Origin of the sequence: Citrobacter freundii complex sp. CFNIH4 (genome assembly GCF_002934505.1) — a bacterium.
Taxonomy (GTDB): domain Bacteria; phylum Pseudomonadota; class Gammaproteobacteria; order Enterobacterales; family Enterobacteriaceae; genus Citrobacter; species Citrobacter freundii.
The window spans coordinates 3,449,724-3,470,442 of the sequence record NZ_CP026231.1 but is presented as its reverse complement, the minus strand read 5'-3'; the positions used below and the strand labels follow the sequence as shown (position 1 = coordinate 3,470,442).

19 protein-coding genes and 7 pseudogenes are annotated in these 20,719 nt (G+C 45.5%); 10 read left to right on the top strand and 16 right to left on the bottom strand.

Going from position 1 to position 20,719, the window contains the following annotated elements; translation table 11 throughout:
* Positions 1-192 precede the first annotated feature (192 nt).
* A pseudogene (locus tag C2U41_RS17725) lies at positions 193-378 on the bottom strand (fructuronate reductase); the annotation flags it as partial.
* Between C2U41_RS17725 and istA the strand changes: the two are divergent.
* Positions 377-1,123 (top strand): annotated as a pseudogene (istA, locus tag C2U41_RS17720) (IS21 family transposase); the annotation flags it as partial. The pseudogenes C2U41_RS17725 and istA overlap by 2 nt on opposite strands.
* 87 nt (positions 1,124-1,210) lie before the next feature.
* On the opposite strand, the gene C2U41_RS17715 reads toward istA, so the two are convergent.
* Entirely contained in the window at positions 1,211-1,867 is a 657-nt protein-coding gene (locus C2U41_RS17715; protein ID WP_125295935.1) for a hypothetical protein, read from the bottom strand.
* 141 nt (positions 1,868-2,008) lie between these two features.
* On the opposite strand from C2U41_RS17715, the pseudogene C2U41_RS17710 reads away from it, so the two are divergent.
* Positions 2,009-2,213 (top strand): annotated as a pseudogene (locus tag C2U41_RS17710) (IS630 family transposase); the annotation flags it as partial.
* A 33-nt stretch (positions 2,214-2,246) separates the two neighbouring features.
* Here C2U41_RS17710 and C2U41_RS17705 read toward each other — a convergent pair.
* The 4 genes and pseudogenes from C2U41_RS17705 to C2U41_RS17685 all read right to left on the bottom strand — a co-directional run.
* Positions 2,247-2,720, bottom strand: a pseudogene (locus C2U41_RS17705) (IS66 family transposase); the annotation flags it as partial.
* Between the two features lies 1 nt (position 2,721).
* A complete protein-coding gene (locus C2U41_RS30185) occupies positions 2,722-2,784 on the bottom strand; it encodes an MbeD/MobD family mobilization/exclusion protein (protein WP_071846184.1) in 63 nt (20 codons plus the stop codon).
* A gap of 675 nt (positions 2,785-3,459) precedes the next feature.
* Positions 3,460-4,440 carry an IS5-like element ISKpn26 family transposase gene (locus C2U41_RS17690; RefSeq protein WP_032170067.1) on the bottom strand — a complete coding sequence of 327 codons (981 nt, stop codon included), beginning with the start codon at positions 4,438-4,440 and terminating at the stop codon, positions 3,460-3,462.
* 128 nt (positions 4,441-4,568) lie between these two features.
* The gene (locus C2U41_RS17685; RefSeq protein WP_001118619.1) at positions 4,569-5,492 is read right to left on the bottom strand and encodes an IS5-like element IS903B family transposase; all 924 of its coding nucleotides are present in this window, start codon (positions 5,490-5,492) and stop codon (positions 4,569-4,571) included.
* 242 nt (positions 5,493-5,734) lie between these two features.
* Here C2U41_RS17685 and C2U41_RS17675 point away from each other — a divergent pair, with 242 nt between their 5' ends.
* From C2U41_RS17675 to C2U41_RS30180, 5 genes and pseudogenes are all read left to right on the top strand, one after another.
* Positions 5,735-6,292 (top strand): fimbrial protein, encoded by a 558-nt coding sequence (locus C2U41_RS17675; protein ID WP_044349215.1) that lies wholly within the window; start codon positions 5,735-5,737, stop codon positions 6,290-6,292.
* 81 nt (positions 6,293-6,373) lie between these two features.
* Positions 6,374-7,102 carry a fimbrial biogenesis chaperone gene (locus C2U41_RS17670; RefSeq protein WP_042933963.1) on the top strand — a complete coding sequence of 243 codons (729 nt, stop codon included), beginning with the start codon at positions 6,374-6,376 and terminating at the stop codon, positions 7,100-7,102.
* Between the two features lie 75 nt (positions 7,103-7,177).
* A complete protein-coding gene (locus tag C2U41_RS17665; protein WP_103849238.1) occupies positions 7,178-9,739 on the top strand; it encodes a fimbria/pilus outer membrane usher protein in 2,562 nt (853 codons plus the stop codon).
* Complete coding sequence (locus C2U41_RS17660) at positions 9,736-10,773, top strand: fimbrial protein (RefSeq protein ID WP_042933965.1); 1,038 nt, start codon at positions 9,736-9,738, stop codon at positions 10,771-10,773. The genes C2U41_RS17665 and C2U41_RS17660 overlap by 4 nt, the downstream gene beginning before the upstream one ends.
* A gap of 331 nt (positions 10,774-11,104) precedes the next feature.
* Positions 11,105-11,197: pseudogene (locus tag C2U41_RS30180) on the top strand (IS5/IS1182 family transposase); the annotation flags it as partial.
* Positions 11,198-11,201: 4 nt separating this feature from the next.
* Here the strand turns inward: C2U41_RS30180 and C2U41_RS17650 are convergent.
* The 4 genes and pseudogenes from C2U41_RS17650 to C2U41_RS17635 all read right to left on the bottom strand — a co-directional run.
* A complete protein-coding gene (locus tag C2U41_RS17650) occupies positions 11,202-11,789 on the bottom strand; it encodes a LuxR C-terminal-related transcriptional regulator (RefSeq protein ID WP_047683733.1) in 588 nt (195 codons plus the stop codon).
* A gap of 222 nt (positions 11,790-12,011) precedes the next feature.
* Positions 12,012-12,725: an EAL domain-containing protein gene (locus C2U41_RS17645; RefSeq protein ID WP_042933967.1), complete on the bottom strand. Its 714-nt coding sequence runs from the start codon at positions 12,723-12,725 to the stop codon at positions 12,012-12,014.
* A gap of 15 nt (positions 12,726-12,740) precedes the next feature.
* A complete protein-coding gene (locus tag C2U41_RS29770) occupies positions 12,741-12,887 on the bottom strand; it encodes a hypothetical protein (protein WP_014837269.1) in 147 nt (48 codons plus the stop codon).
* 439 nt (positions 12,888-13,326) lie between these two features.
* Positions 13,327-13,599, bottom strand: a pseudogene (locus C2U41_RS17635) (transposase domain-containing protein); the annotation flags it as partial.
* A gap of 24 nt (positions 13,600-13,623) precedes the next feature.
* Between C2U41_RS17635 and C2U41_RS17630 the strand changes: the two are divergent.
* Positions 13,624-13,929 (top strand): HigA family addiction module antitoxin, encoded by a 306-nt coding sequence (locus tag C2U41_RS17630; RefSeq protein WP_042933968.1) that lies wholly within the window; start codon positions 13,624-13,626, stop codon positions 13,927-13,929.
* A gap of 106 nt (positions 13,930-14,035) precedes the next feature.
* Positions 14,036-14,362: pseudogene (locus tag C2U41_RS17625) on the top strand (transposase domain-containing protein); the annotation flags it as partial.
* 118 nt (positions 14,363-14,480) lie between these two features.
* Here the strand turns inward: C2U41_RS17625 and C2U41_RS17620 are convergent.
* A complete protein-coding gene (locus C2U41_RS17620) occupies positions 14,481-14,687 on the bottom strand; it encodes a helix-turn-helix transcriptional regulator (RefSeq protein WP_047725194.1) in 207 nt (68 codons plus the stop codon).
* A gap of 302 nt (positions 14,688-14,989) precedes the next feature.
* Positions 14,990-15,232: a helix-turn-helix transcriptional regulator gene (locus tag C2U41_RS17615; RefSeq protein WP_044350487.1), complete on the bottom strand. Its 243-nt coding sequence runs from the start codon at positions 15,230-15,232 to the stop codon at positions 14,990-14,992.
* 112 nt (positions 15,233-15,344) lie between these two features.
* Between C2U41_RS17615 and C2U41_RS17610 the strand changes: the two genes are divergently transcribed.
* A complete protein-coding gene (locus tag C2U41_RS17610) occupies positions 15,345-16,211 on the top strand; it encodes a hypothetical protein (RefSeq protein ID WP_044350485.1) in 867 nt (288 codons plus the stop codon).
* 342 nt (positions 16,212-16,553) lie between these two features.
* Here the strand turns inward: C2U41_RS17610 and C2U41_RS17605 are convergent, their stop codons facing one another.
* The 4 genes from C2U41_RS17605 to C2U41_RS17585 form a co-directional block, all read right to left on the bottom strand.
* Positions 16,554-18,011: a YfjI family protein gene (locus C2U41_RS17605; RefSeq protein ID WP_014837274.1), complete on the bottom strand. Its 1,458-nt coding sequence runs from the start codon at positions 18,009-18,011 to the stop codon at positions 16,554-16,556.
* A 234-nt stretch (positions 18,012-18,245) separates the two neighbouring features.
* Positions 18,246-18,878, bottom strand: coding sequence for an inovirus Gp2 family protein (locus tag C2U41_RS17600; protein ID WP_049238458.1), 633 nt, complete (start codon positions 18,876-18,878; stop codon positions 18,246-18,248).
* A 629-nt stretch (positions 18,879-19,507) separates the two neighbouring features.
* A complete protein-coding gene (locus C2U41_RS30000; RefSeq protein ID WP_308457706.1) occupies positions 19,508-19,738 on the bottom strand; it encodes a hypothetical protein in 231 nt (76 codons plus the stop codon).
* Complete coding sequence (locus C2U41_RS17585; protein WP_032170067.1) at positions 19,720-20,700, bottom strand: IS5-like element ISKpn26 family transposase; 981 nt, start codon at positions 20,698-20,700, stop codon at positions 19,720-19,722. The genes C2U41_RS30000 and C2U41_RS17585 overlap by 19 nt, the downstream gene beginning before the upstream one ends.
* Positions 20,701-20,719: the final 19 nt, after the last annotated feature.

Below are 20,719 nucleotides of genomic sequence, written 5' to 3'. Positions count from 1 at the left end.
GACTCACCGACTCTCTTATTTAGGCCTACCGTATCGACAAAGTACCCTCGGGACCAAAAAATGGTTACCCCAAAGCTTCTTTCTTCGATTGTAGAGCCTGATTGCGCCGCATACGCATGATAAAGACGGCGGGTGATGTCATTGTGCAGTAAAAAGTCTTCGCAAAGAAACTGTTTCATAAGATCTCCGGGATTACAGTGCGGCGACGGCCTGACGGGCACCGGCATCAAGTAACCGCTGATACGCACGTTTTACCGCATCAACAAAACCCTGCTGCTTCGTCAGGTGGTCACCGAAAATGGATTCAATCGCCAGCAGCTCATCCGTGCCGCTGACATAACGCATCCAGCCTGCCACACCCAGTGCCAGATGACGATACCAGTTGCAGCACGACTGGGGCGAAATCGAAGTGGAGGTTGCAGGACAGCGATGCAAAGTTAACTTCGCGGTAAATATGCTGGGGTTCTCCCGTCGCTTCCATGTCTTCGCGGCACCAAAACAGGATGCTGAACACACCTATGAGTCGCTGGTCCGCGCCTTCCGGTACTTCGGTGGCAGTGTGAAAACCGTGCTGGTTGATAACCAGAAAGCTGCAGTAATGAAGAATAACAACGGAAAGGTGGTGTTCAACTCCGGGTTCCTGTTGCTGGCCGACCACTATGGCTTCCTGCCACGGGCCTGCCGTCCGCGCAGAGCCAGAACCAAAGGCAAAGTGGAGCGGATGGTGAAATATCTTAAGGAGAACTTCTTCGTCCGGTACAGCAGATTCGACAGCTTCACCCATGTAAACCAGCAACTGGAGCAGTGGATGGCTGATGTTGCTGATAAACGGGAGCTTCGCCAGTTCAGACAAACACCAGAGCAGCGCTTCGCGCTGGAACAGGAGCATCTGCAGCCGTTGCCGGATACGGACTTCGATACCAGCTACTTCGACATCCGCCATGTGTCCTGGGACAGCTATATCAAGGTTGGCGGCAATCGTTACAGTGTTCCCGAGACTCTGTGCGGGCAGCCGGTCTCGATACGGATCATCACTGGATGATGAGTGCTGGTGGCGCCACACCGGCTGTGTTCAGCATTATCTGGCTGGCAAACCGTCCCGGCGCACCATGCCCTTCTATGACAGCAGGTGAGTATGCTAAGTGCCTATGAGGGATTGCTGTGATGCATGAACTTGAAGTACTGCTGAGTCGTCTGAAAATGGAACAGTTTAATGAAAATGCAAGGAACCACGGCGATACTGAAAAACAGCCATCAGTACCAGAAGAGGCAAAGAAAGCTCAAGAAACTCTTCCTGAGAAGTCTGCAGTGCAATCAGCCATGCAGGGCCATGCCAGCCTAAGACTTCTTTCAGAATACCAAGGGAGCGATCAATAATATTAGTCACGATGATAAGTAAAATAAAAGTCACAACAGTGATTGCGTACCCTTCATGTGCTTTTGCCGCCGACCAGACCCTACGCCCGTGGCAGGATAAAATATGTAAACAGGCCAGAACAATCGGCAGCAAAATCACCAGTGCCATAATTTTATCCTGCCAGGGCAGTTCACCGGTCCAGAAACGGAGTTTAAGCATACTCATTCCATTAATCGATTTATGCAAATCAGATTCACGAGCCATCATTGTAAATAATACACAAATGACTGACCACCGGGTCCATTTTCTACCTGCGAATGAAGGGGATAGAGTTATAACTATCAGAGCAATAGCATAAAAATACAATGTCAGACTCTCAATGAACTCTCCTTCCTGAACAAGATGAATCAACGTCTGGACAGGCATAAAACACCACAAAATGAACGTAAAAACTGAAACCAGAACAGTAAATTTAACAGCAATAAACGGGGTGTTAATAAACGACATCATTTCTTCCTGAAAATATTTTATTATACATCTGGATCTGTAAATATTTTTATTAATTTATGCTCAATTTCAATCTGTAGGGTATATACCCGTGATCATTGAAGATGCTTGATTTTCAAGCAAGAGGGGATCATGCCGTTCACCATAAAAATCTTTATCACTGACCAGTAAAAAGCTGAACTTGAACGTCTTCATGGCTCCAGTCGTGATAAGCGCGTTTGCGATCGTATTAAAGCCATTCTTCTGACCTCCGAGGGCTGGAGTTCAGCCATGATTGCTCAGACTTTACTTGCATCAGACGACGGTTGATCGCCATATCAGCGAGTTTCTGAACAAATGGAAGCTGAAGCGTAAGCGCACCGTGAAGGACGTGGGGTAAAAATTAGTTTACAGAGAGAGTTACGTTCCAGGGCAACAGTTCTTTCACGCGGTTGGCAGGCCATGTATTGATGACGCTGACCACGTGCCGCAGCCAGGCCTCCGGCTCAATGCCGTTAAGTTTACAGCTACCGATCAGGCTGTACATCACTGCTGCACTGTCGCCACCACCATCAGAACCGAATAACATATAGTTACGCCGCCCCAGCGCAACCACCCGGAGGGCGTTTTCACACAGATTATTGTCTATCTCCACCCAGCCATTGCGACAGTATTCGTTCAGGGCATCCCATTGTTTCAGCAGGTATGTGAACGCTTTCGCCGTATCTGAGTGACGCGACAGCATGCCCATCTGCTGCTGTATCCAGTCGTACAGTGACTGCATCAACGGCATGTTTCTGGCTTTCCTGGCGGTCAGTCGCTCTTCTGCCGGACTGCCGCGGATCTCCGATTCGATAGCGTACAGAGCCCCGATACGGTTAGGGGTAGTGACCGGGTAACTGCTCTAATGCGCTCAGCAACTGTGTTTCCAGCTCTGTCATCCTGCTCTACTCCCGTACCAGCTTCACCGCGTTCCGCTTCCCGTTGCCCGCCGTCCAGCCCGCTTCGGCTTTCATTCCCTCCGGCAGCGCCGGTGGCAGAGTGGCAGACAAGTCGTTATCCGGCAGGCGAAGGGGCGAGAAGACCTTACAGGAGACAATATGAATCAGGGCAAGGCCTCTGACGTACCAGTTACGGACATGCTGAATTTTTTACGTGGTGGTGTGGGGGCATGCTTTTTGTCTTAGGGAATAAACATAACCACGATGCTACAGGGCTGAAAAAATTTGAAGATGTGAGTTCACTAGGCGTTACTTACGAAGCGTGTTGGCAGACCATTTAACGTGCAATTCGTGATAAAGTCGAAACATTTAAACATGTTGCTAAATGTAAAATATTGGAATATTATTCTTACCTTTATGTATTTTCGCAAAATACAGGACGATTAATCTTGTTTAAAAGCAGATTGTTCCTATTTTTGCTATTGCAATTCCAATCAATAGTCATTTCTTGATAGGCCCCCCCCCTAAGGAAGGTGCGAATAAGCAGGTCATTTCTTCCCAAGCTGACTCGCTGATTAAAATTTCGCGGATCTGGGCCGATTTTTTTCCCGCAAACACATCGAATCAGCCTATTTAGGCTATTTTTTCCACCATTTCTGGCGTTATTTCCGGTTTTTACTGAGATCTCTCCCACTGACGTATCATTTGGTCCACCCGAAACAGGTTGGCCAGGGTGAATAACATCGCCAGTTGGTTATCGTTTTTCAGCAGCCCCTTGTATCTGGCTTTCACGAAGCCGAACTGCCGCTTGATGATGCGAAACGGGTGCTCCACCTTGGCACGGATGCTGGCTTTCATGTATTCGATGTTGATGGCCGTTTTGTTCTTGCGCGGATGCTGCTTCAAGGTTTTTACCTTGCCGGGACGCTCGGCGATCAGCCAGTCAACATCCACCTCGGCCAGCTCCTCGCGCTGTGGCGCTCCTTGGTAGCCGGCATCGGCTGAGACAAATTGCTCCTCTCCATGAAGCAGATTACACAGCTGATTGAGGTCATGCTCGTTGGCCGCGGTGGTAACTAGGCTGTGGGTCAGGCCACTCTTGGCATCGACACCAATGTGGGCCTTCATGCCAAAGTGCCACTGATTGCCTTTCTTGGTCTGATGCATCTCCGGATCGCGTTGCTGCTCTTTGTTCTTGGTAGAGCTGGGTGCCTCAATGATGGTGGCATCCACCAAAGTGCCTTGGGTCATCATGACGCCTGCTTCGGCCAGCCAGCGATTGATGGTCTTGAACAATTGACGGGCCAGTTGATGCTGCTCGAGCAGGTGGCGGAAATTCATGATGGTGGTGCGATCCGGCAGGGCGCTATCCAGGGATAATCGGGCAAACAGGCGCATGGAGGCGATTTCGTACAGGGCATCTTCCATGGCACCGTCGCTCAGGTTGTACCAATGCTGCATGCAGTAAATACGCAGCATGGTCTCCAGCGGATAGGGCCGTCGGCCATTGCCCGCCTTGGGATAAAACGGCTCGATGACAGCGGTCATATTCTGCCATGGCAGAATCTGCTCCATGCGGGAGAGGAAAATCTCTTTTCGGGTCTGACGGCGCTTAGTGCTGAATTCACTATCGGCGAAGGTGAGTTGATGGCTCATGATGTCCCTCTGGGATGCGCTCCGGATGAATATGATGATCTCATATCAGGAACTTGTTCGCACCTTCCCTAAGGCTTTGTTGAATAAATCAGATTTCGGGTAAGTCTCCCCCGTAGCGGGTTGTGTTTTCAGGCAATACGCACGCTTTCAGGCATACCTGCTTTCGTCATTTTGTTCAGCGCTCGTACCAGGGCCATAGCCTCTGCAACCTGACCATCGTAGTCACGCAGTGTCAGTGAACCCCCGAACAGCTGTTTTACCCGGTACATCGCCGTTTCCGCTATCGAGCGACGGTTGTAATCTGTTGTCCATTTCCACCGCGCATTACTCCCGGTCATTCGCTGATTAGCCACTGCACGGTTACGGTCTGCATATTCACCGGGCCAGTAACCCGCACCTTTTCGGGGAGGGATAAGCGCGCTGATTTTCTTACGCCGCAGTTCATCGTGACATAGCCGGGTATCGTAAGCGCCATCGGCGGCGGCTGACCTGATTTTCCGGTGGGTTTGCCGGATTAACCCGGGGAAGGCCTCTGAGTCCGTAACGTTGTTCAGCGACAGGTCAGCGCAGATGATTTCATGTGTTTTACTGTCAACGGCGAGATGCAGCTTACGCCAGATACGGCGGCGTTCCTGGCCATGCTTTTTGACTTTCCACTCGCCTTCACCGAAGACCTTCAGCCCGGTGGAATCAATTACCAGGTGTGCGATTTCACCCCGGGTGGGCGTTTTGAAACTGACATTAACCGACTTTGCCCGCCTGCTGACACAGCTGTAATCCGGGCAGCGTAGCGGAACGTTCATCAGAGAAAAAATGGAATCAATAAAGCCCTGCGCAGCGCGCAGGGTCAGCCTGAATACGCGTTTAATGACCAGCACAGTCGTGATGGCAAGGTCAGAATAGCGCTGAGGTCTGCCTCGTGAAGAAGGTGTTGCTGACTCATACCAGGCCTGAATAGCTTCATCATCCAGCCAGAAAGTTATGGAGCCACGGTTGATGAGGGCTTTATTGTAGGTGGGCCAGTTGGTGATTTTGAACTTTTGCTTTGCCACGGAACGGTCTGCGTTGTCGGGAAGATACGTGATCTGATCCTTCAACTCAGCAAAAGTTCGATTTATTCAACAAAGCCCTTCCCTAACAATGAGTGGTTTTCGATTGTTTTAAACGATTTAACATTCTGAATACACTTAGAGTATATTCTGTCCAGCAATGGATTCATCGTGCTTCATTCCTGACAAGGAGTAGCATCGCTGAATGTACTTTATAAGCGTATTAATTCATCGAGAGTCTAAATATGAAAATCTCTAAACTGTCTGCTGTATTGGCATTGGCTGTAAGCACTGCTGCAATTTCTTCTTTCTCAGCTCAAGCTACTGACGGGACTATTACTTTCAATGGTAGAGTGACTGACCAAACTTGTACTATATCCACCCCAGGCGGTAAAGATTTCACCGTAACTCTGCCAACTGTTTCTGCCTCTACTCTGGCAGCTCAGAGCGCAACTGCTGGCCGTACTCCGTTCGCGATCAATCTGAGCGACTGCTCTAAAGGCAATGTGGCTACTTATTTCGAGCCGGGCGCTACTGTTGATTTCAATACTGGCCGTCTGAATAACCAAGCGCAGACTGACGCTGCAACTAACGTACAGATTCAGTTGCTGGGCAGCAACAACCAATTCCTGCCAATCCTTGCTGCTGGTACTAATGGCGCGCAGGAGAACTCCCAGTGGGTTACCGTTGCTAACGAAGGTGACTCTGCTGACCTGAACTACTACGCTGAATATTACGCTACCAGCGCTGCCGGCGCCGGTGATGTAACTTCTACCGTCCAGTACACCATTATTTATCAGTAAGTAATATTTCTTTAAGAAATATTCTTATCCCGGTGGGGATGTTATGTCCCCACCGTTTTCCCTTACTGTAGCGATAATATAATGAAGAACTCATTTAAAAAATACAGCCTATTGCTGAGCGCCATGTTGTTCAGCAGCAGCGTTTTTTCCAGTGTCATTATTAACGGTACTCGTATTATTTATCCGGGGAAGCAACGGGAAGTTACCGTCCAATTATCAAATAATGGTGCTTCACCGGCACTTATTCAGTCTTGGATTGATGAAGGCGACGCAAAAACCACACCAGAAAACAGCAAAGCGCCATTTATCATTTCACCGCCAATCAGCCGTGTTGAACCGACTACCGGCCAAGCGCTGCGTGTTTCATTGACCACGGCGAGTTTGCCGCAAGACAAAGAATCCTTGTTCTGGTTGAACGTACTGGAGATCCCGCCAGCACCAACCGGGGCTAACAATAGTGCACCTGAAAACTATTTACAGGTGGCATTCCGTTCCCGCGTAAAACTGTTATATCGGCCTACTGGTCTGCCGGGGGAAGCGAATGATGCACCCGAAAAACTGCAGTGGCGTTTCAGCACTGCGGGCGTCAGCGTGAAAAACCCAACGCCGTACTATGTGTCATTTACCGAGATTAATGCAGTCGTAAATCAAAAACGTGTGCCATTGGCCCCGAACGGTGACATGCTGGCACCTGGGCAGGAAAAAACATTGTCCTTCTCCGGTGACATCACGCGTATTGCTGATATTGCTTACACCACCATTAATGATTTTGGCGGACGCGTGTCCCGTACTAAGAATAAGCAAAAGTAATTCTTGGAACAGAGTTTCAGGCCCAGAACAATTTATTTCAGAGAGCGGGCTTAATTTGGTAAAGGAATGCTTTATATGAAAGAGTTACCTATCTCTGCAGCGATTAAAATGGCGTGGCCCAATTATAAATCGATTCTACTGTTAAGCGGCAGCGCGCTCTGTATGGCGGCCCCTGCAGCGTCTTGGGCGAATGGAGGGGCTGATAGCAAAAAGCCTACGGCACCGGTTGAAGCGACCTTTAACAGTAGCTTCCTGGTTGGGGAAGCGCAAGGTGTGGATCTTTCACGCTTCCGTGATGGTAACCCGATCTTAGCGGGAAAATATTCGCTCGACGTGTATGTGAACGGCGAGTGGAAAGGCAAAAAAAACATCGACTTTAAAAACGTGCCGGGAAAAAACAGCGCTGATACCTGCTTTACCCTACTGTCGTTGGATGAGTTTGGTGTAGACACCGCGACAATGAGCGGGGACCCTGCGGTTAATACCGAGACGTGCAAAACTCTGGCTCAGTGGGTGCCTGAAGCCTATTACCGTTTGGACACCAGTACACTGCGCATGGATATCAGTATCCCCCAAGCGGCGCTGCGGCGCAGCGCTCGCGGCTATGTAGATCCGCGCTTCTGGGATCGTGGCATTACCGCCGGCAGCTTGTTGTATAACTTCAATGCGTTCAATACTCACAGCTCCGCCAACGGCAGCAATTCTGATTCAACTAATGCATACTTAACTTTGAACGCCGGGCTGAACGTGGCTGGTTGGCAACTGCGTCATGACTCCAACGTGAACTGGCGTTCTAACGACAGCACTCATTGGCAAAATACCGCGACTTACGCGCAGCGGGCAATGCCGTCTATCCGCGGCATGCTGACATTGGGTGACAGTTACACCAGCGGTGATTTCTTCAACTCCATAGGTTTTCGCGGTGTTCAGATCGCCACGGATGATCGCATGCTGCCTGATTCCTTGAACGGGTATGCGCCGGTTGTGCGTGGGGTCGCGCAAAGCAATGCTCTGGTGGAAATACGCCAGAATAACCAGCTAATCTATCAAACTACCGTTGCTCCGGGCGAGTTTATCATCAACGATCTCTATCCTACGGGTTACGGCGGCGATCTGAATGTTACCATAAATGAGGCCGATGGCAGCAAACGCCAGTTCAGTGTTCCCTATGCTTCGGTAGCGCAGATGCTTCGTCCAGGCATTCAGCGTTATGCAATAACCGCGGGTCGAGTACGCGATGATAATTTAAGCAAGGAACCCGATATGTTCCAGGCGACTTATCAGCGCGGTTTTACCAACATTATTACGGGATACACAGGTGGGATCGTCAGTGATGGCTATGGCGCAGTGCTGGTGGGCAGCGCGGTTGCGACACCGATCGGCGCATTTACGTTCGACGTAACGCAGTCTAATACCCGACTGAAGCAAGGTGATCAGACAGGACAGAGTTATAAGCTCAGCTATAGCAAACTGATGGCCGAAACTAATACCAACTTCACTATCGCCGCTTATCGCTATTCAACTTCCGGCTACCTATCTTTGCAGGATGCCGTCTACTCCCGAGACAATGAACGCAAGGGATTGAGCGTAGATGCGGTTAACCGCCAGCGTAGCGAATACCAGCTGACGCTGAACCAAGGGCTGGGGGACAATTACGGTTCCTTGTACATCACCGGTTCGGTGCGTGATTACTGGAACCGTGGTGGGAGCACCAAGCAATACCAGGTGGGCTATAACAACTATTACAGTCGTGTGACCTATGGCCTTTCCGCTATGCGTACCACGGATATGTATAACCGAGATGAGACTCGTTATTACCTGACATTGTCGGTTCCATTCAGCGTCGGTTCGCAGACCCTGAGCCTGAATAGTTCACTAGGCTATACCGACAACGGCTACGACAGCAGTCGTGTGGGCCTGAATGGTTCAACCGGCGAAGACAACAACATCAGCTATAGTGCCACGTTGGCCAACGATCGTTCCGGCGGGACTAACAGTAGTGTGAGCGGTGAATACCGTAGTCGTTTTGCCACGATGAACGGGTCCTACAGCTATGGTAAAGATTACCGTCAATCTTCGATCGGCGTATCGGGTAGCGTCGTTGCCCATAGCGGTGGTGTCACACTGACACCGCAACGCGGGCAGACCATGGTGTTGGTGGAAGCCCCGGACGCCGCCGGCGCGATTGTGACCAACTCGTCAGGCGTTCGTATCGATGATAACGGTTATGCAGTGGTTCCTTATGTTGCGCCATATCGCATGACGAGCGTAACGCTCGATCCGAGCGGCATGTCGCGCGACGTTGAATTGGAAAGCAGCAGCCAACAGGTTGCACCCTATGCCGGTGCGATTGCCCGGTTGGAATTCAAGACAACGAAAGGCCAGGCGTTGATCATTCATGCACTCGGCCCTGATGGCAACGCGTTGCCGTTTGGCGCCGAAGTGCTGGATACCCGTAATCAGGTGGTCGGCATTGTTGGGCAGGGCAGCCGTATCTACTTGCGTACCGAAGCTCAGAAAGGTTTGTTGCAAATTAAGTGGGGCACACAGCCAACGCAGCAGTGCTCTGTCAGCTACAGCGCTAAGGCGCAAATTAATAATACTGACTACGAAATTATTGAAGCGAGTTGCAAATGATAAAGTATACATGTGTTCCATCGCTGAATAAAACGGCAGCGAAATGCCTGATGCTGCTCGGACTGCTAATGGCAGGTGGTCAGAGTGCTTATGCCGCCTGTTACGTCAATAATGGCTACAAGGCGCAAGTGATCAACATGAATCTTGGGCGTGTGCTGGTTACACCAAGCAGCCAGGTTGGGGATACTTTGGTCACCGCTCAGTTCACGATTAACCCGGTCTCTAGGTATGGCAGTTGTACTAATGGCGGCAACGCGATTGGGGAGATCCTCCAGGGCAGCCCGACGAGCTTCAGCAATGTGTGGAGTACCAATATTCCAGGTATCGGGATTCGTTTATACCGAGAAGCGGGGAGTATAAGTACCTATTATCCCCATACCTTGCGGTTGAACGGCAACATTGCTGTCAACCTGAACGGTGGTTATTTCAAGATCGACATTGTTAAAACCGCCGCACAAACCGGTTCTGGGCAACTGGTCCCTGGAAAGTACACGACTTATTATATGGATGGCTCTGGACGGAACTTACCGATGCTGGAATCGATCGTCGACGCCAACAGTCTGACAATCGTTACATCGACTTGTAACGTGGACAGCGGTTCCAAGAACAAGGTGGTTAATCTGGATACCGTCACCGCAGCCTCATTTGGTGGTGTAGGTTCAACGCAGGGCGAAAAGGCATTTGATATCAATATTAATTGCGTTGGTGGCATTGGCGAGGATCTGTTGCCGGGCAATGCGGGGCAAGGGATCGTCAATGTACGTTTTGACTATACGCAGGATGCTTCCAATGCTCCTGGCGTGATCAAATCCGAACCTGGTGCCAACACCGCATCCGGCGTTGCCATCCAGCTGTTGACTGGCAATACGACCCAGCCGATCAAGAATGGTGATGCGGTCAATGCCGGACGTACCATTCCTAACCAGTCCAATACGCTAACGTTGCCGCTGAAGGCGCGTTACTATCGCACTGGCTCGACAATTAAAGGCGGCAATATAAAATCGACCGCCACCTTTACCATCGAGTACAACTAAGCCGCGTTCAGACGAAAAAGCCAATGGAGTTACCCATTGGCTTTTTTGTTACGGAATCCCATGAATAATCTAAAAAAATCAGAAAGAGATTATCTCGCCTGTCACATCGGGGCAGGAAACAGGCGCTGATGCCGCCTGCCTATTCCGCGTTAATCCTTCCACCGTGGGGTTGATACCGGATGACGGATATAAATCTATGCGGGGGATTGATAGCAGAGCATGGTCCGCAAATCTGACAGCGTTGAATTATTGGCAGTGTGGGCAGAAAATGCCAAACACTCTGATTTTAAATTACATCGTCGGGTTGCCTAAAGAACTACTTTCGCCGGATCTGACCCGATGGGAAAAGAAGGGCAAAAATGACGAAGCCTTGTTACATTTTGCATGTGGTCTCGTCGTCTGGAATAAAGTCATATTGAGATAGATTTTTATTCAAAATTTAATTCATCATCGGCTTTTAACTTGACCATAAAATTATATAAGTCATGTGTGTTTTTTAATTTAAGTTTACTTACGATTTTCAACCTATGAGAATATACTGTCTTAAAATTAACATCTAAAATTGAAGATATTTTTTTACAATCATATTCGCTGGATATTAAGTCGAAAATAATTAATTCCCTTTGTGTTAAAGTATGAATGTAAATATATCGATGATATACTCCGTCAAGTATTTTTTGATAATCTGAAAGCGGAGATTTAAGATCTATAACAATTATTTTTGAAAAGAGGATTAGTCGATAATATGGAAAGGACTGAACATTATCAACTATGAATACAGGTACAGAATCAACAGGATTCAATAAATTATTATTGATAAACTTGATCTTCTCATAGCAGGACAAGTTATCTTTTGCTAAATTAAAAAAAATTATACTGCTGGTGTGATTCTCTATTTTAAAGTTACAACTTTCAGAGAAAGGTAATACATCAATATTTTTATTGATACTGCTGATAAATAACTGGATTGCCATTCCTGAAATATTATCTTCAGTGTAGATTTTTATTTTCTTCATCCGTATATCCTACGTATGGTCTACATTTCTTAAATATTTATCCTAGTGCATATCTCACACAACCCGATCTTTTATTCCGAGATGTTCCGAACTTACTTCCCTGTTTAATTTGAGCACAAATTCACGGTTTACTACGGCCAGATTCGACCATCATAAGCTCCGTTAATAAACATGTTTACTTCTGTGATCAGGAGTGAACTATAAACGGAGTAGAGTTAACACTCATAGTGTAATTTCTGTTTTTACCCTCTGTGGTGTCGTGATAAGTTCATCAATCCTTTTCTCTGGCCACAGATATCCCTGTAAAGCGAACCATGGCATATCTTTTAACCATGAAACATAGTGCAAAGTCTCAACACCTTCAATGACCACTTTATAATTATTTACATGGAAGTAATTTAATAATGCACACATCAGGTCCTGCCCGCCGTTCTGCGCAGATAAATTCCACAGAAGGTTTTTACTAATCTTTATATTTTGAAATGAATTATTTTCTAATGCCATAAAACCTGCATACCCTGCACCGAAATCATCCATCCAGAGTGAATACTCTTTATTTAGAGTGTTAATGATTGACCCGGATTTCACCAGCGATTCAGAAAACTCATTCATTTCAAAATGCAGACAACCGATTTTTCTTACCCATTGTATTATAGCGTCATCAGTCAGTATCTGTAATGTTGATTCATCAACATTCACTGTAGCAATAATATCATTCTGATGAAACCACGACCGATGCTTTTCAACAAGCGAAATCTGCTGCAGAAGGATCTGCGAGCGTAGTGTGACAGATATCTGACGAAAAAATTCCTCCATGGGCAAGGGGGCGTCCGTTAGACGGGTCAGACACTCTACGGCAACAATATTTCCGTCACGACCGAACATGGGTTGAAAAACATAATATACATCAGCCAGCATATTGGGTGTAGTGAGCATTAATAGCCCCTTAGGTTATTTGAAGGTGACATCAACATTAGCCGATGCATTAAAAGCACCTATTCTGGTCAGAGCTGCGTAGGTGCGCCATTTCAGGCTGGCCAGAAAATGACTTTCAATGACGCTGCCGTTGACACAGCCAAGAGTGGCCGGGTTGTTCATCGGGATCCAAGCTGTTGGGGCTGAAGAAGATATCAATATCCCAAAACCTCTGTCAGAAGTGTGCAAAATAACCGTTGCATCCTAGATGAGATTAATAATGCTGAAGGTAACCATCAGTGTTTGCCCCCCACCCTTGGTCAGTTCAGCCCTGATACTGAACGGAACCTGCTTTTCCCACTACTGCATTTCGCGCCAGAATTTTACTAAAATCCACCGCGGAATCATTATTGACTAAAAACATTATATTTTGACACATAATATATAAAATTTAGCCAAAATGTATAATCGTTATAAACGATTTATTTAACACTTTTCTTTGTTTATACCTATTGATTATGGTAATCAATAATTCTCAAACAATAGGATCAGGCTATTGAATGTAACGTTCCGGTGAACGCACATTGACGACAGTGACCGGTTCTGCATTCCACAGTTCCAGTCAGTCGATCAGGAGATTTTTCGCGAAGGGTAACAGTTCGTGCAGCCTCTCCTGCGGTAATGAAGGCAGGCGCTCCAGCACCGATTTCAGCCAGCCATACGGCTCCACGCCGTTCAGCCGCGCTGTTTCCAGCAGGCTCATGATGGCAGCAGCACGATGCCCCGCCTGCAACGATCCGGCGAACAGCCACGTATTCCGCCCCATCACCACCTGCCGGATCGCCCGTTCGCACCGGTTATTATCCAGCGGCAGCGCGCCGTCATCCACGAACCTTCTGAACTATGAGGATTATCATTGATGAGACAGTTTAAAATCTCCCACCCCGGAGAGATGATCGCCAGGGATTTAGCTGATATGGGGATTAGCGGTTGTCGATTTGCTCTCAATATTGGGGTTACGCCAGCAACCGTATCTCGCCTTCTGGCTGGAAAAACTGCATTAACTCCCGCACTTGCCATTCGAATATCTGCTGCGCTAGGCAGTACGCCTGAGTTTTGGCTCAGACTTCAAAGTGCCTTCGACTTACGCCAGCTTGAAAGCGAGATAGACACCTCAAATATCGTGCTGTATGGCACAGGAAGCGACGCAAAGACCAGCGCATAAAAGAAACCCGCCACTATCGGCGTAATGCCGATCAGTTAAGGATCGGTTGACCGATCCAGTGGCTGTGTAAGAATCCGGAAATGTTCATTCGTTTCCGGATTTTTTTATGCTTCTCAGTCAGGTACTCAACACCGTTCATAATTTTACACCGGAGGCGTTTTCTGCGCTTTCTGAACTGCTTTCACCTGAACTCATTGATGAATGCCTCGCCGATACAGGTATCGTCACTATTCGCAAACGTCGGCTTCCGATGGAGATGATGGTCTGGGCCGTGACCGGAATGGCATTGTTTCGTTCCCTGTCCATGAACCAGATAGTCTCACACCTTGATATTCTTCTGCCTGGTAAACGTCCCTTTGTGGCACCCAGCGCCGTTGTTCAGGCTCGTCAGCGACTGGAAGCCGATGTCATCCGTCTGGTCTTTGAAAAAACACGCCTGAACCGCCCCGGTTTTCCTGGAGTGAGTTAAGTTCGGGAGTTCAGGCTGCCAGATCCTTGTTCCCGATGGAAGCGTAATACGCTTTTTCTGCCTCTACGTTTTGCATGCATGGTTAGTTTCCTCTTGATTTTTCCATACGCTGTTTTAACCATGTCTTTACTTCACTTTCAGTCCAGCGGGAGCTACGGCCCAATTTAATCGGCTTCGGGAATTCACCGTCCTTGATGAGTTTATAAAACCATTTGTCTGTTAATCCAGTGTAAGCAGTAATAAAGGCCATATTAACGAGGCGATCTTTTGTGAGGTCTGTATCTGACATGTGATTATTATTTTTATGATTAAATACTGATGCATGTTCTTTCATTATTAATTCTCTTTCGGTAAATATACAATATCTGGAGTTGTTTGAAGTTTAGACTGATTTTTTTCTAAACTTTACCTTTAAAATATAACTGTGCGAAGAAAAATCACCTTCGGATATTATAAGTATCATCATTCAGGATGGATCATGAATTAATAGCGATTTTTTATATATCGTTAACTTACCTATATGCTGACATGAGTTGATCTGGCAACAGCAATAAATATTGAATAGATGGTATTAGCATTACAGCTACAATATCAGATTGACATCGGGCGATTATTTATCCAGTCGTCCAGTTCTGACTCCAGCCAGCCAACTGATTTAGTGCCCAGGCGACGTTGGATGGGAAAAGTTGGATCATATCGTGGTGATTTGGTGTTTAACCAGTCATAGATGGTCGCACGAGCGATGCCTAGCTTTTCCATGACATCTTTGATCCTGAGCATTTTAGCTGGATTTACATACTTTACTGTCTGCTGTGTTGAGTTACTTTGAGACATAATCAATACCTTTTTTGCGTTTTAGACAGGGACTATGTTGCCAACAAATGCCAGGCTACAATAGGCCTTAAGTAAATGAGCAGTTAAATCACTTCAGGGGGCTTTACTTTTTATGGATAATGTGAGTTGCGATTCTTTGGATGAAATATATCAAGACATACGCAAGGCTTTTGAAGAGAAGCTTGAAGCGTTAGTAACAAAGCTGAAAGGTTCAGTCCAATACGATGAACTGATAACAATGCGTGAAAAAGCTTATGAGGTTATTGAGGAATTTAAGACCATCGAGGAGGTACTGCCGGAGAGAATTGTTGATGAATCCCATCCAGATAATTTCCGTTTACTACAGGAATTTAATGATGTTAATGGAATTATTGTGCCAAAACCGTATGTCTATAAAAAAACTTACGCTGAGGCTCGGGCCAGTATACAGAAAGAAATGTTTGACGGTCGAATTTCTGGAATTATCAAATTAGTGGATGAAAACTTCTGGTTACATTATCTTTTTATGGGGTTTAAGGATTTTTACTGGAGTGAGTATATTTTATCAAATGGCAATAAAAAAGATAGTTGCGAGTTTTTACTTTATGCACTACTTTATATCACCTACGCCGCAGACAGAAATGATAAAGCAAAGACTGGTGATTGGCTTAGATTAAATGAAAGGTTTGATAGAATTAAAAGAAAATCAGCATCAAGCCTTGGCGGAAAGAAAAAATTAAAAGATCTCGATTATCTAAAGCCATATATATCTTCAGCGCTGTCCGATCATTCCCCTGAAGGTGGTTGGGAAAGCAAGAGGCAATTCATTGATACCATTATCCCACTCGTTGTAAAACTTGATGGAGAACACAATTCCGAAAAATGGAAGGGAGATCCAATAAAAAGGGAAAACACATTACGTAATAGAATCGATAAATGGTTATTGGACGACCTGCGGGACAATTATGATAAATTTATTCGAAATAAGAATAAGCGTTAATTAATTGATTTAAAAATAACTTTTTGCATCTCCAATGCCCTTCCATATCTCATGTATTCACAAGTATGCTTAACACTTGACCAGGGAAGGGCATTATTTTTCTTTGCAAACTTAGAATAGTATAAAATTAATATGATAATGTCCGGAGGTGACAGTGATAACTGATGTTTTTCCCGCCTGGAACACCATCCCTGAAAATAATATTTTTATAAAAAAAGTTTTTATATATTTTCAAAAACATCATATATATCAATTTATTGCCACTCCATTTGAAATATTCAACATATCTTAATCACTGCTATCAGTTGCTACTGGTAGCAACTGATAGCAGTGCAGTTGACATCAATGACGATGGATATGTATTATTTCGCTGGTGCTGCCATTACTATTTTTAATTTTTTCAATTCTTATTTTCTCATCTTCTTCCAGATAAGCTAGCGCATCGTTAAGTTTTCTTGAGTTTCTTAGAGCATATGGGCCTTTTCTCCTTACTATCATTTTATTCAGAATGGTGGGAGTGTTTAATATTTGAGGGTAATTAACATCAGGATCCTTGTATTTTAATAACCATTTGTACAATATATCAGCGTTATGCTCTATTGAATCTGAGCATGATGAGATAGCATCAAGAGCCTGTTGATAATAAAAATACGCTGTTTTCGCACCTGCCTGAATGGTTCTTTCAGATATTTCATTTCCGTGCTCATCACTAAAAAGATGAAAAACCCCAGCCAGTCTGACAATATTTTCAGGCATCTTAGACAACATGCCTTCTACAACAGGATGTTTCTCTCTGTCTTTAAGTATACGTGATTCAATATGTTTATATACTAAACCGAGTGCTGACTGAGCCTCTTCGGATAAGTATAGATATTTATGCTTTTTATTATTTTTGTACCTCTCTTCAGAAAGCAGCAGTAGTTCCTTTATTCTGTCATGAAACCTGATGGTGTTACTTTTACTGTTATTCTTAACAGAGCTGCGGTGACCTCTTTTTGAAGTTACTCCGGTTATCATAAAACGGGACAGAAACCCTGAGCCTACTGCATAATCCCCCTGAAGTTTGATATATTTTTTAAACTCACTGGACTGAATCATTAATAACATTGTAAACATACATTCATCCATACTACACCTGCCACTTTTTCGTTCTATATCAAACGGAGCTCCATCCCATAAAAGGTTTAAAAATCCCAGGTTATTCTTTGCACGTCCTTTGAAGAAAATACCGGCCTCATCCGACATAAGACTCGATGAAGGCACATGACTGCAGAGTCCCTGCTGTAGCGCTTCTGGTGTCGTATCACTGTAGATCAACTTATGCAATGCGGGTGGTTGCGGTTTTTTTCGGTAAAGCTCTTTCATGCTCTGAGTATCGTATTCAACATCAATTCCTTTCTCGGTTTTTTTACTAATCACTTTCAATAGTGCTTTCTCCTGACTTTTCCATGACTGAAGTTCTGCATTGTAATCCAGCATTAATAACGTATATTTTTGACGTGATTCCTTTTCAAAATCAAAAAATGGTTGTGTGACTAATTTAAATACGGCACTTTTTCTCTCTCCAGAGTCAGCAATAACGGTGTAATACATTGGGCAAGGGCTCACTCTCCCGTCTGGATGTTGTATTTTTATTACCCCCTGGCATGCCAGTGATACAGCAGCCAGAACAACTGTTTCAATGAGTTCTACCGGAGCCTGTAGTTCTCTTTCTATCTCCTCCACGGCATCTCTTAAAATGGGAGGAAAAAAATTTACAGGATTGTTATTTCTATCATTAAGCGAACATCCAACACTCATATCTTATCTCTCATGTCAGGTTTATTTAAAGGATATCTCCTTCCGGTAATGAGAATATGCTACCTGGCTGCTATTTGGAATACACCAGAAAACCATCAGGCCAAATTAGCTTTATTTGGATTGATATTTTTTAGTCAGGATTGTTTTGCTACCTGATACTGTACAGATATGAGTCATGAACAGCCCTGTACTGGTCTGTTTTGCTCATGGGGAAATAGATAATTTGTGATGCCATTATTTAAAGCTACATCCAAAATTACGTTCACCATCTGTAAAGCATTTGCTTTTCTTTTTTGCAAAGTAACTTGTCCGGTAAATCAGCGAGCCATATGACTCACTTTTCTTGCCATCCTTTGCATTCAGGTAATAACAAGGATTCCTGGGTGTGTGGACTAACTCTTTATCGGGGGGATATATGAAACTGACAGCACTCATCCATGACTCACGTATAAGGCGGAGGAGTGTACCTTTTTTACTATCGTACGCTCCCAGTGTATTGAAAGTGTCCCCGTTGAGTAACAGTAATACGTGATAATGTTTCTTATGTGAATCAGGTACAAACTCTCTGGCCCAGACAACGCGTAATGATGTTTTACGAACGCGTTTACCCTCTTTCTCCCGTTTGTTAAGATGATGTGAAATTTTTGCTTTCAGAGAATCCGTAAAGCGGGATATTACTGATGAATCTGTCCTTGCGAAATTAGCCTCATCAGGCATGTCATTTAATGGTTTGAGAACAGGAGTATGTAAATCTATTCTTACAGCCAATACTCTTGGGTGTTCACTTAATGCTTTATCAATAGTTTGTTCTATTTTCTTTAAATGGTATTGATTCAATTTTCCGTGAGAGGTGATATATTCGTACATACTATTTATTTCCTTTTTATATTTCGAAAGTGTTAGTCGTAGTAGAGTTGATTATTTAATTAAATCACTTTCTCTACGCTTGTATTGTTCATATGCATTATGCATACGGTATATGTTTACTTACCGAGTTATATACATGAGCGTTGTTGTATTAGTGATGGAATGTTTTTTTGTTTCAATGTATTGAATTACATATGTTCTCATGTTTATTAATCTACAGGCATTGTTTTATATGTGTCGATATGTATCATATAATCTATATACACATCTATATACACATCTATATACACATCTATATACACATCTATATACACATCTATATACACATCTATATACACATCTATATACACATCTATATACACATCTATATACACATCTATATACACATCTATATACACATCTATATACACATCTATATACATACATAGACAAACGCCACTGTTCTTTAGTCCGGGGTTGAAGTTGCAATAAAGGAAGGAATTAACGATATTCATGATTTTTATACCTTTTTAGCCATCAAATTGCTCTGGAGTTATCACATATAATGTTTGGGATTTTTTTATTAAGTTATGGGTAAATTTGAACCTATATTACTTTGGTGAAAATCCGTTATTCCTCGAAGCATATATCTATTCTTCTGAGGTTAAGCCGTTTGGTGCAAAGAGATAAATTAAGGAGCTCATCATGAAACTAGGGAAGGTGCGAATAAGCAGGTCATTTCTTCCCAAGCTGACTCGCTGATTAAAATTTCGCGGATCTGGGCCGATTTTTTTCCCGCAAACACATCGAATCAGCCTATTTAGGCTATTTTTTCCACCATTTCTGGCGTTATTTCCGGTTTTTACTGAGATCTCTCCCACTGACGTATCATTTGGTCCACCCGAAACAGGTTGGCCAGGGTGAATAACATCGCCAGTTGGTTATCGTTTTTCAGCAGCCCCTTGTATCTGGCTTTCACGAAGCCGAACTGCCGCTTGATGATGCGAAACGGGTGCTCCACCTTGGCACGGATGCTGGCTTTCATGTATTCGATGTTGATGGCCGTTTTGTTCTTGCGCGGATGCTGCTTCAAGGTTTTTACCTTGCCGGGACGCTCGGCGATCAGCCAGTCAACATCCACCTCGGCCAGCTCCTCGCGCTGTGGCGCTCCTTGGTAGCCGGCATCGGCTGAGACAAATTGCTCCTCTCCATGAAGCAGATTACACAGCTGATTGAGGTCATGCTCGTTGGCCGCGGTGGTAACTAGGCTGTGGGTCAGGCCACTCTTGGCATCGACACCAATGTGGGCCTTCATGCCAAAGTGCCACTGATTGCCTTTCTTGGTCTGATGCATCTCCGGATCGCGTTGCTGCTCTTTGTTCTTGGTAGAGCTGGGTGCCTCAATGATGGTGGCATCCACCAAAGTGCCTTGGGTCATCATGACGCCTGCTTCGGCCAGCCAGCGATTGATGGTCTTGAACAATTGACGGGCCAGTTGATGCTGCTCGAGCAGGTGGCGGAAATTCATGATGGTGGTGCGATCCGGCAGGGCGCTATCCAGGGATAATCGGGCAAACAGGCGCATGGAGGCGATTTCGTACAGGGCATCTTCCATGGCACCGTCGCTCAGGTTGTACCAATGCTGCATGCAGTAAATACGCAGCATGGTCTCCAGCGGATAGGGCCGTCGGCCATTGCCCGCCTTGGGATAAAACGGCTCGATGACAGCGGTCATATTCTGCCATGGCAGAATCTGCTCCATGCGGGAGAGGAAAATCTCTTTTCGGGTCTGACGGCGCTTAGTGCTGAATTCACTATCGGCGAAGGTGAGTTGATGGCTCATGATGTCCCTCTGGGATGCG

Excerpts from the sequence above, each read along its gene's own strand:
- C2U41_RS17715 (WP_125295935.1), bottom strand. The coding sequence starts at position 1,867 with ATGATGTCGTTTATTAACACCCCGTTTATTGCTGTTAAATTTACTGTT.
- C2U41_RS17690 (WP_032170067.1), bottom strand. The coding sequence starts at position 4,440 with ATGAGCCATCAACTCACCTTCGCCGATAGTGAATTCAGCACTAAGCGC.
- C2U41_RS17675 (WP_044349215.1), top strand. The coding sequence starts at position 5,735 with ATGAAAATCTCTAAACTGTCTGCTGTATTGGCATTGGCTGTAAGCACT.
- C2U41_RS17670 (WP_042933963.1), top strand. The coding sequence starts at position 6,374 with ATGAAGAACTCATTTAAAAAATACAGCCTATTGCTGAGCGCCATGTTG.
- C2U41_RS17665 (WP_103849238.1), top strand. The coding sequence starts at position 7,178 with ATGAAAGAGTTACCTATCTCTGCAGCGATTAAAATGGCGTGGCCCAAT.
- C2U41_RS17660 (WP_042933965.1), top strand. The coding sequence starts at position 9,736 with ATGATAAAGTATACATGTGTTCCATCGCTGAATAAAACGGCAGCGAAA.
- C2U41_RS17650 (WP_047683733.1), bottom strand. The coding sequence starts at position 11,789 with ATGAAGAAAATAAAAATCTACACTGAAGATAATATTTCAGGAATGGCA.
- C2U41_RS17645 (WP_042933967.1), bottom strand. The coding sequence starts at position 12,725 with ATGCTCACTACACCCAATATGCTGGCTGATGTATATTATGTTTTTCAA.
- C2U41_RS29770 (WP_014837269.1), bottom strand. The coding sequence starts at position 12,887 with ATGAACAACCCGGCCACTCTTGGCTGTGTCAACGGCAGCGTCATTGAA.
- C2U41_RS17630 (WP_042933968.1), top strand. The coding sequence starts at position 13,624 with ATGAGACAGTTTAAAATCTCCCACCCCGGAGAGATGATCGCCAGGGAT.
- C2U41_RS17620 (WP_047725194.1), bottom strand. The coding sequence starts at position 14,687 with ATGTCAGATACAGACCTCACAAAAGATCGCCTCGTTAATATGGCCTTT.
- C2U41_RS17615 (WP_044350487.1), bottom strand. The coding sequence starts at position 15,232 with ATGTCTCAAAGTAACTCAACACAGCAGACAGTAAAGTATGTAAATCCA.
- C2U41_RS17610 (WP_044350485.1), top strand. The coding sequence starts at position 15,345 with ATGGATAATGTGAGTTGCGATTCTTTGGATGAAATATATCAAGACATA.
- C2U41_RS17605 (WP_014837274.1), bottom strand. The coding sequence starts at position 18,011 with ATGAGTGTTGGATGTTCGCTTAATGATAGAAATAACAATCCTGTAAAT.
- C2U41_RS17600 (WP_049238458.1), bottom strand. The coding sequence starts at position 18,878 with ATGTACGAATATATCACCTCTCACGGAAAATTGAATCAATACCATTTA.
- C2U41_RS17585 (WP_032170067.1), bottom strand. The coding sequence starts at position 20,700 with ATGAGCCATCAACTCACCTTCGCCGATAGTGAATTCAGCACTAAGCGC.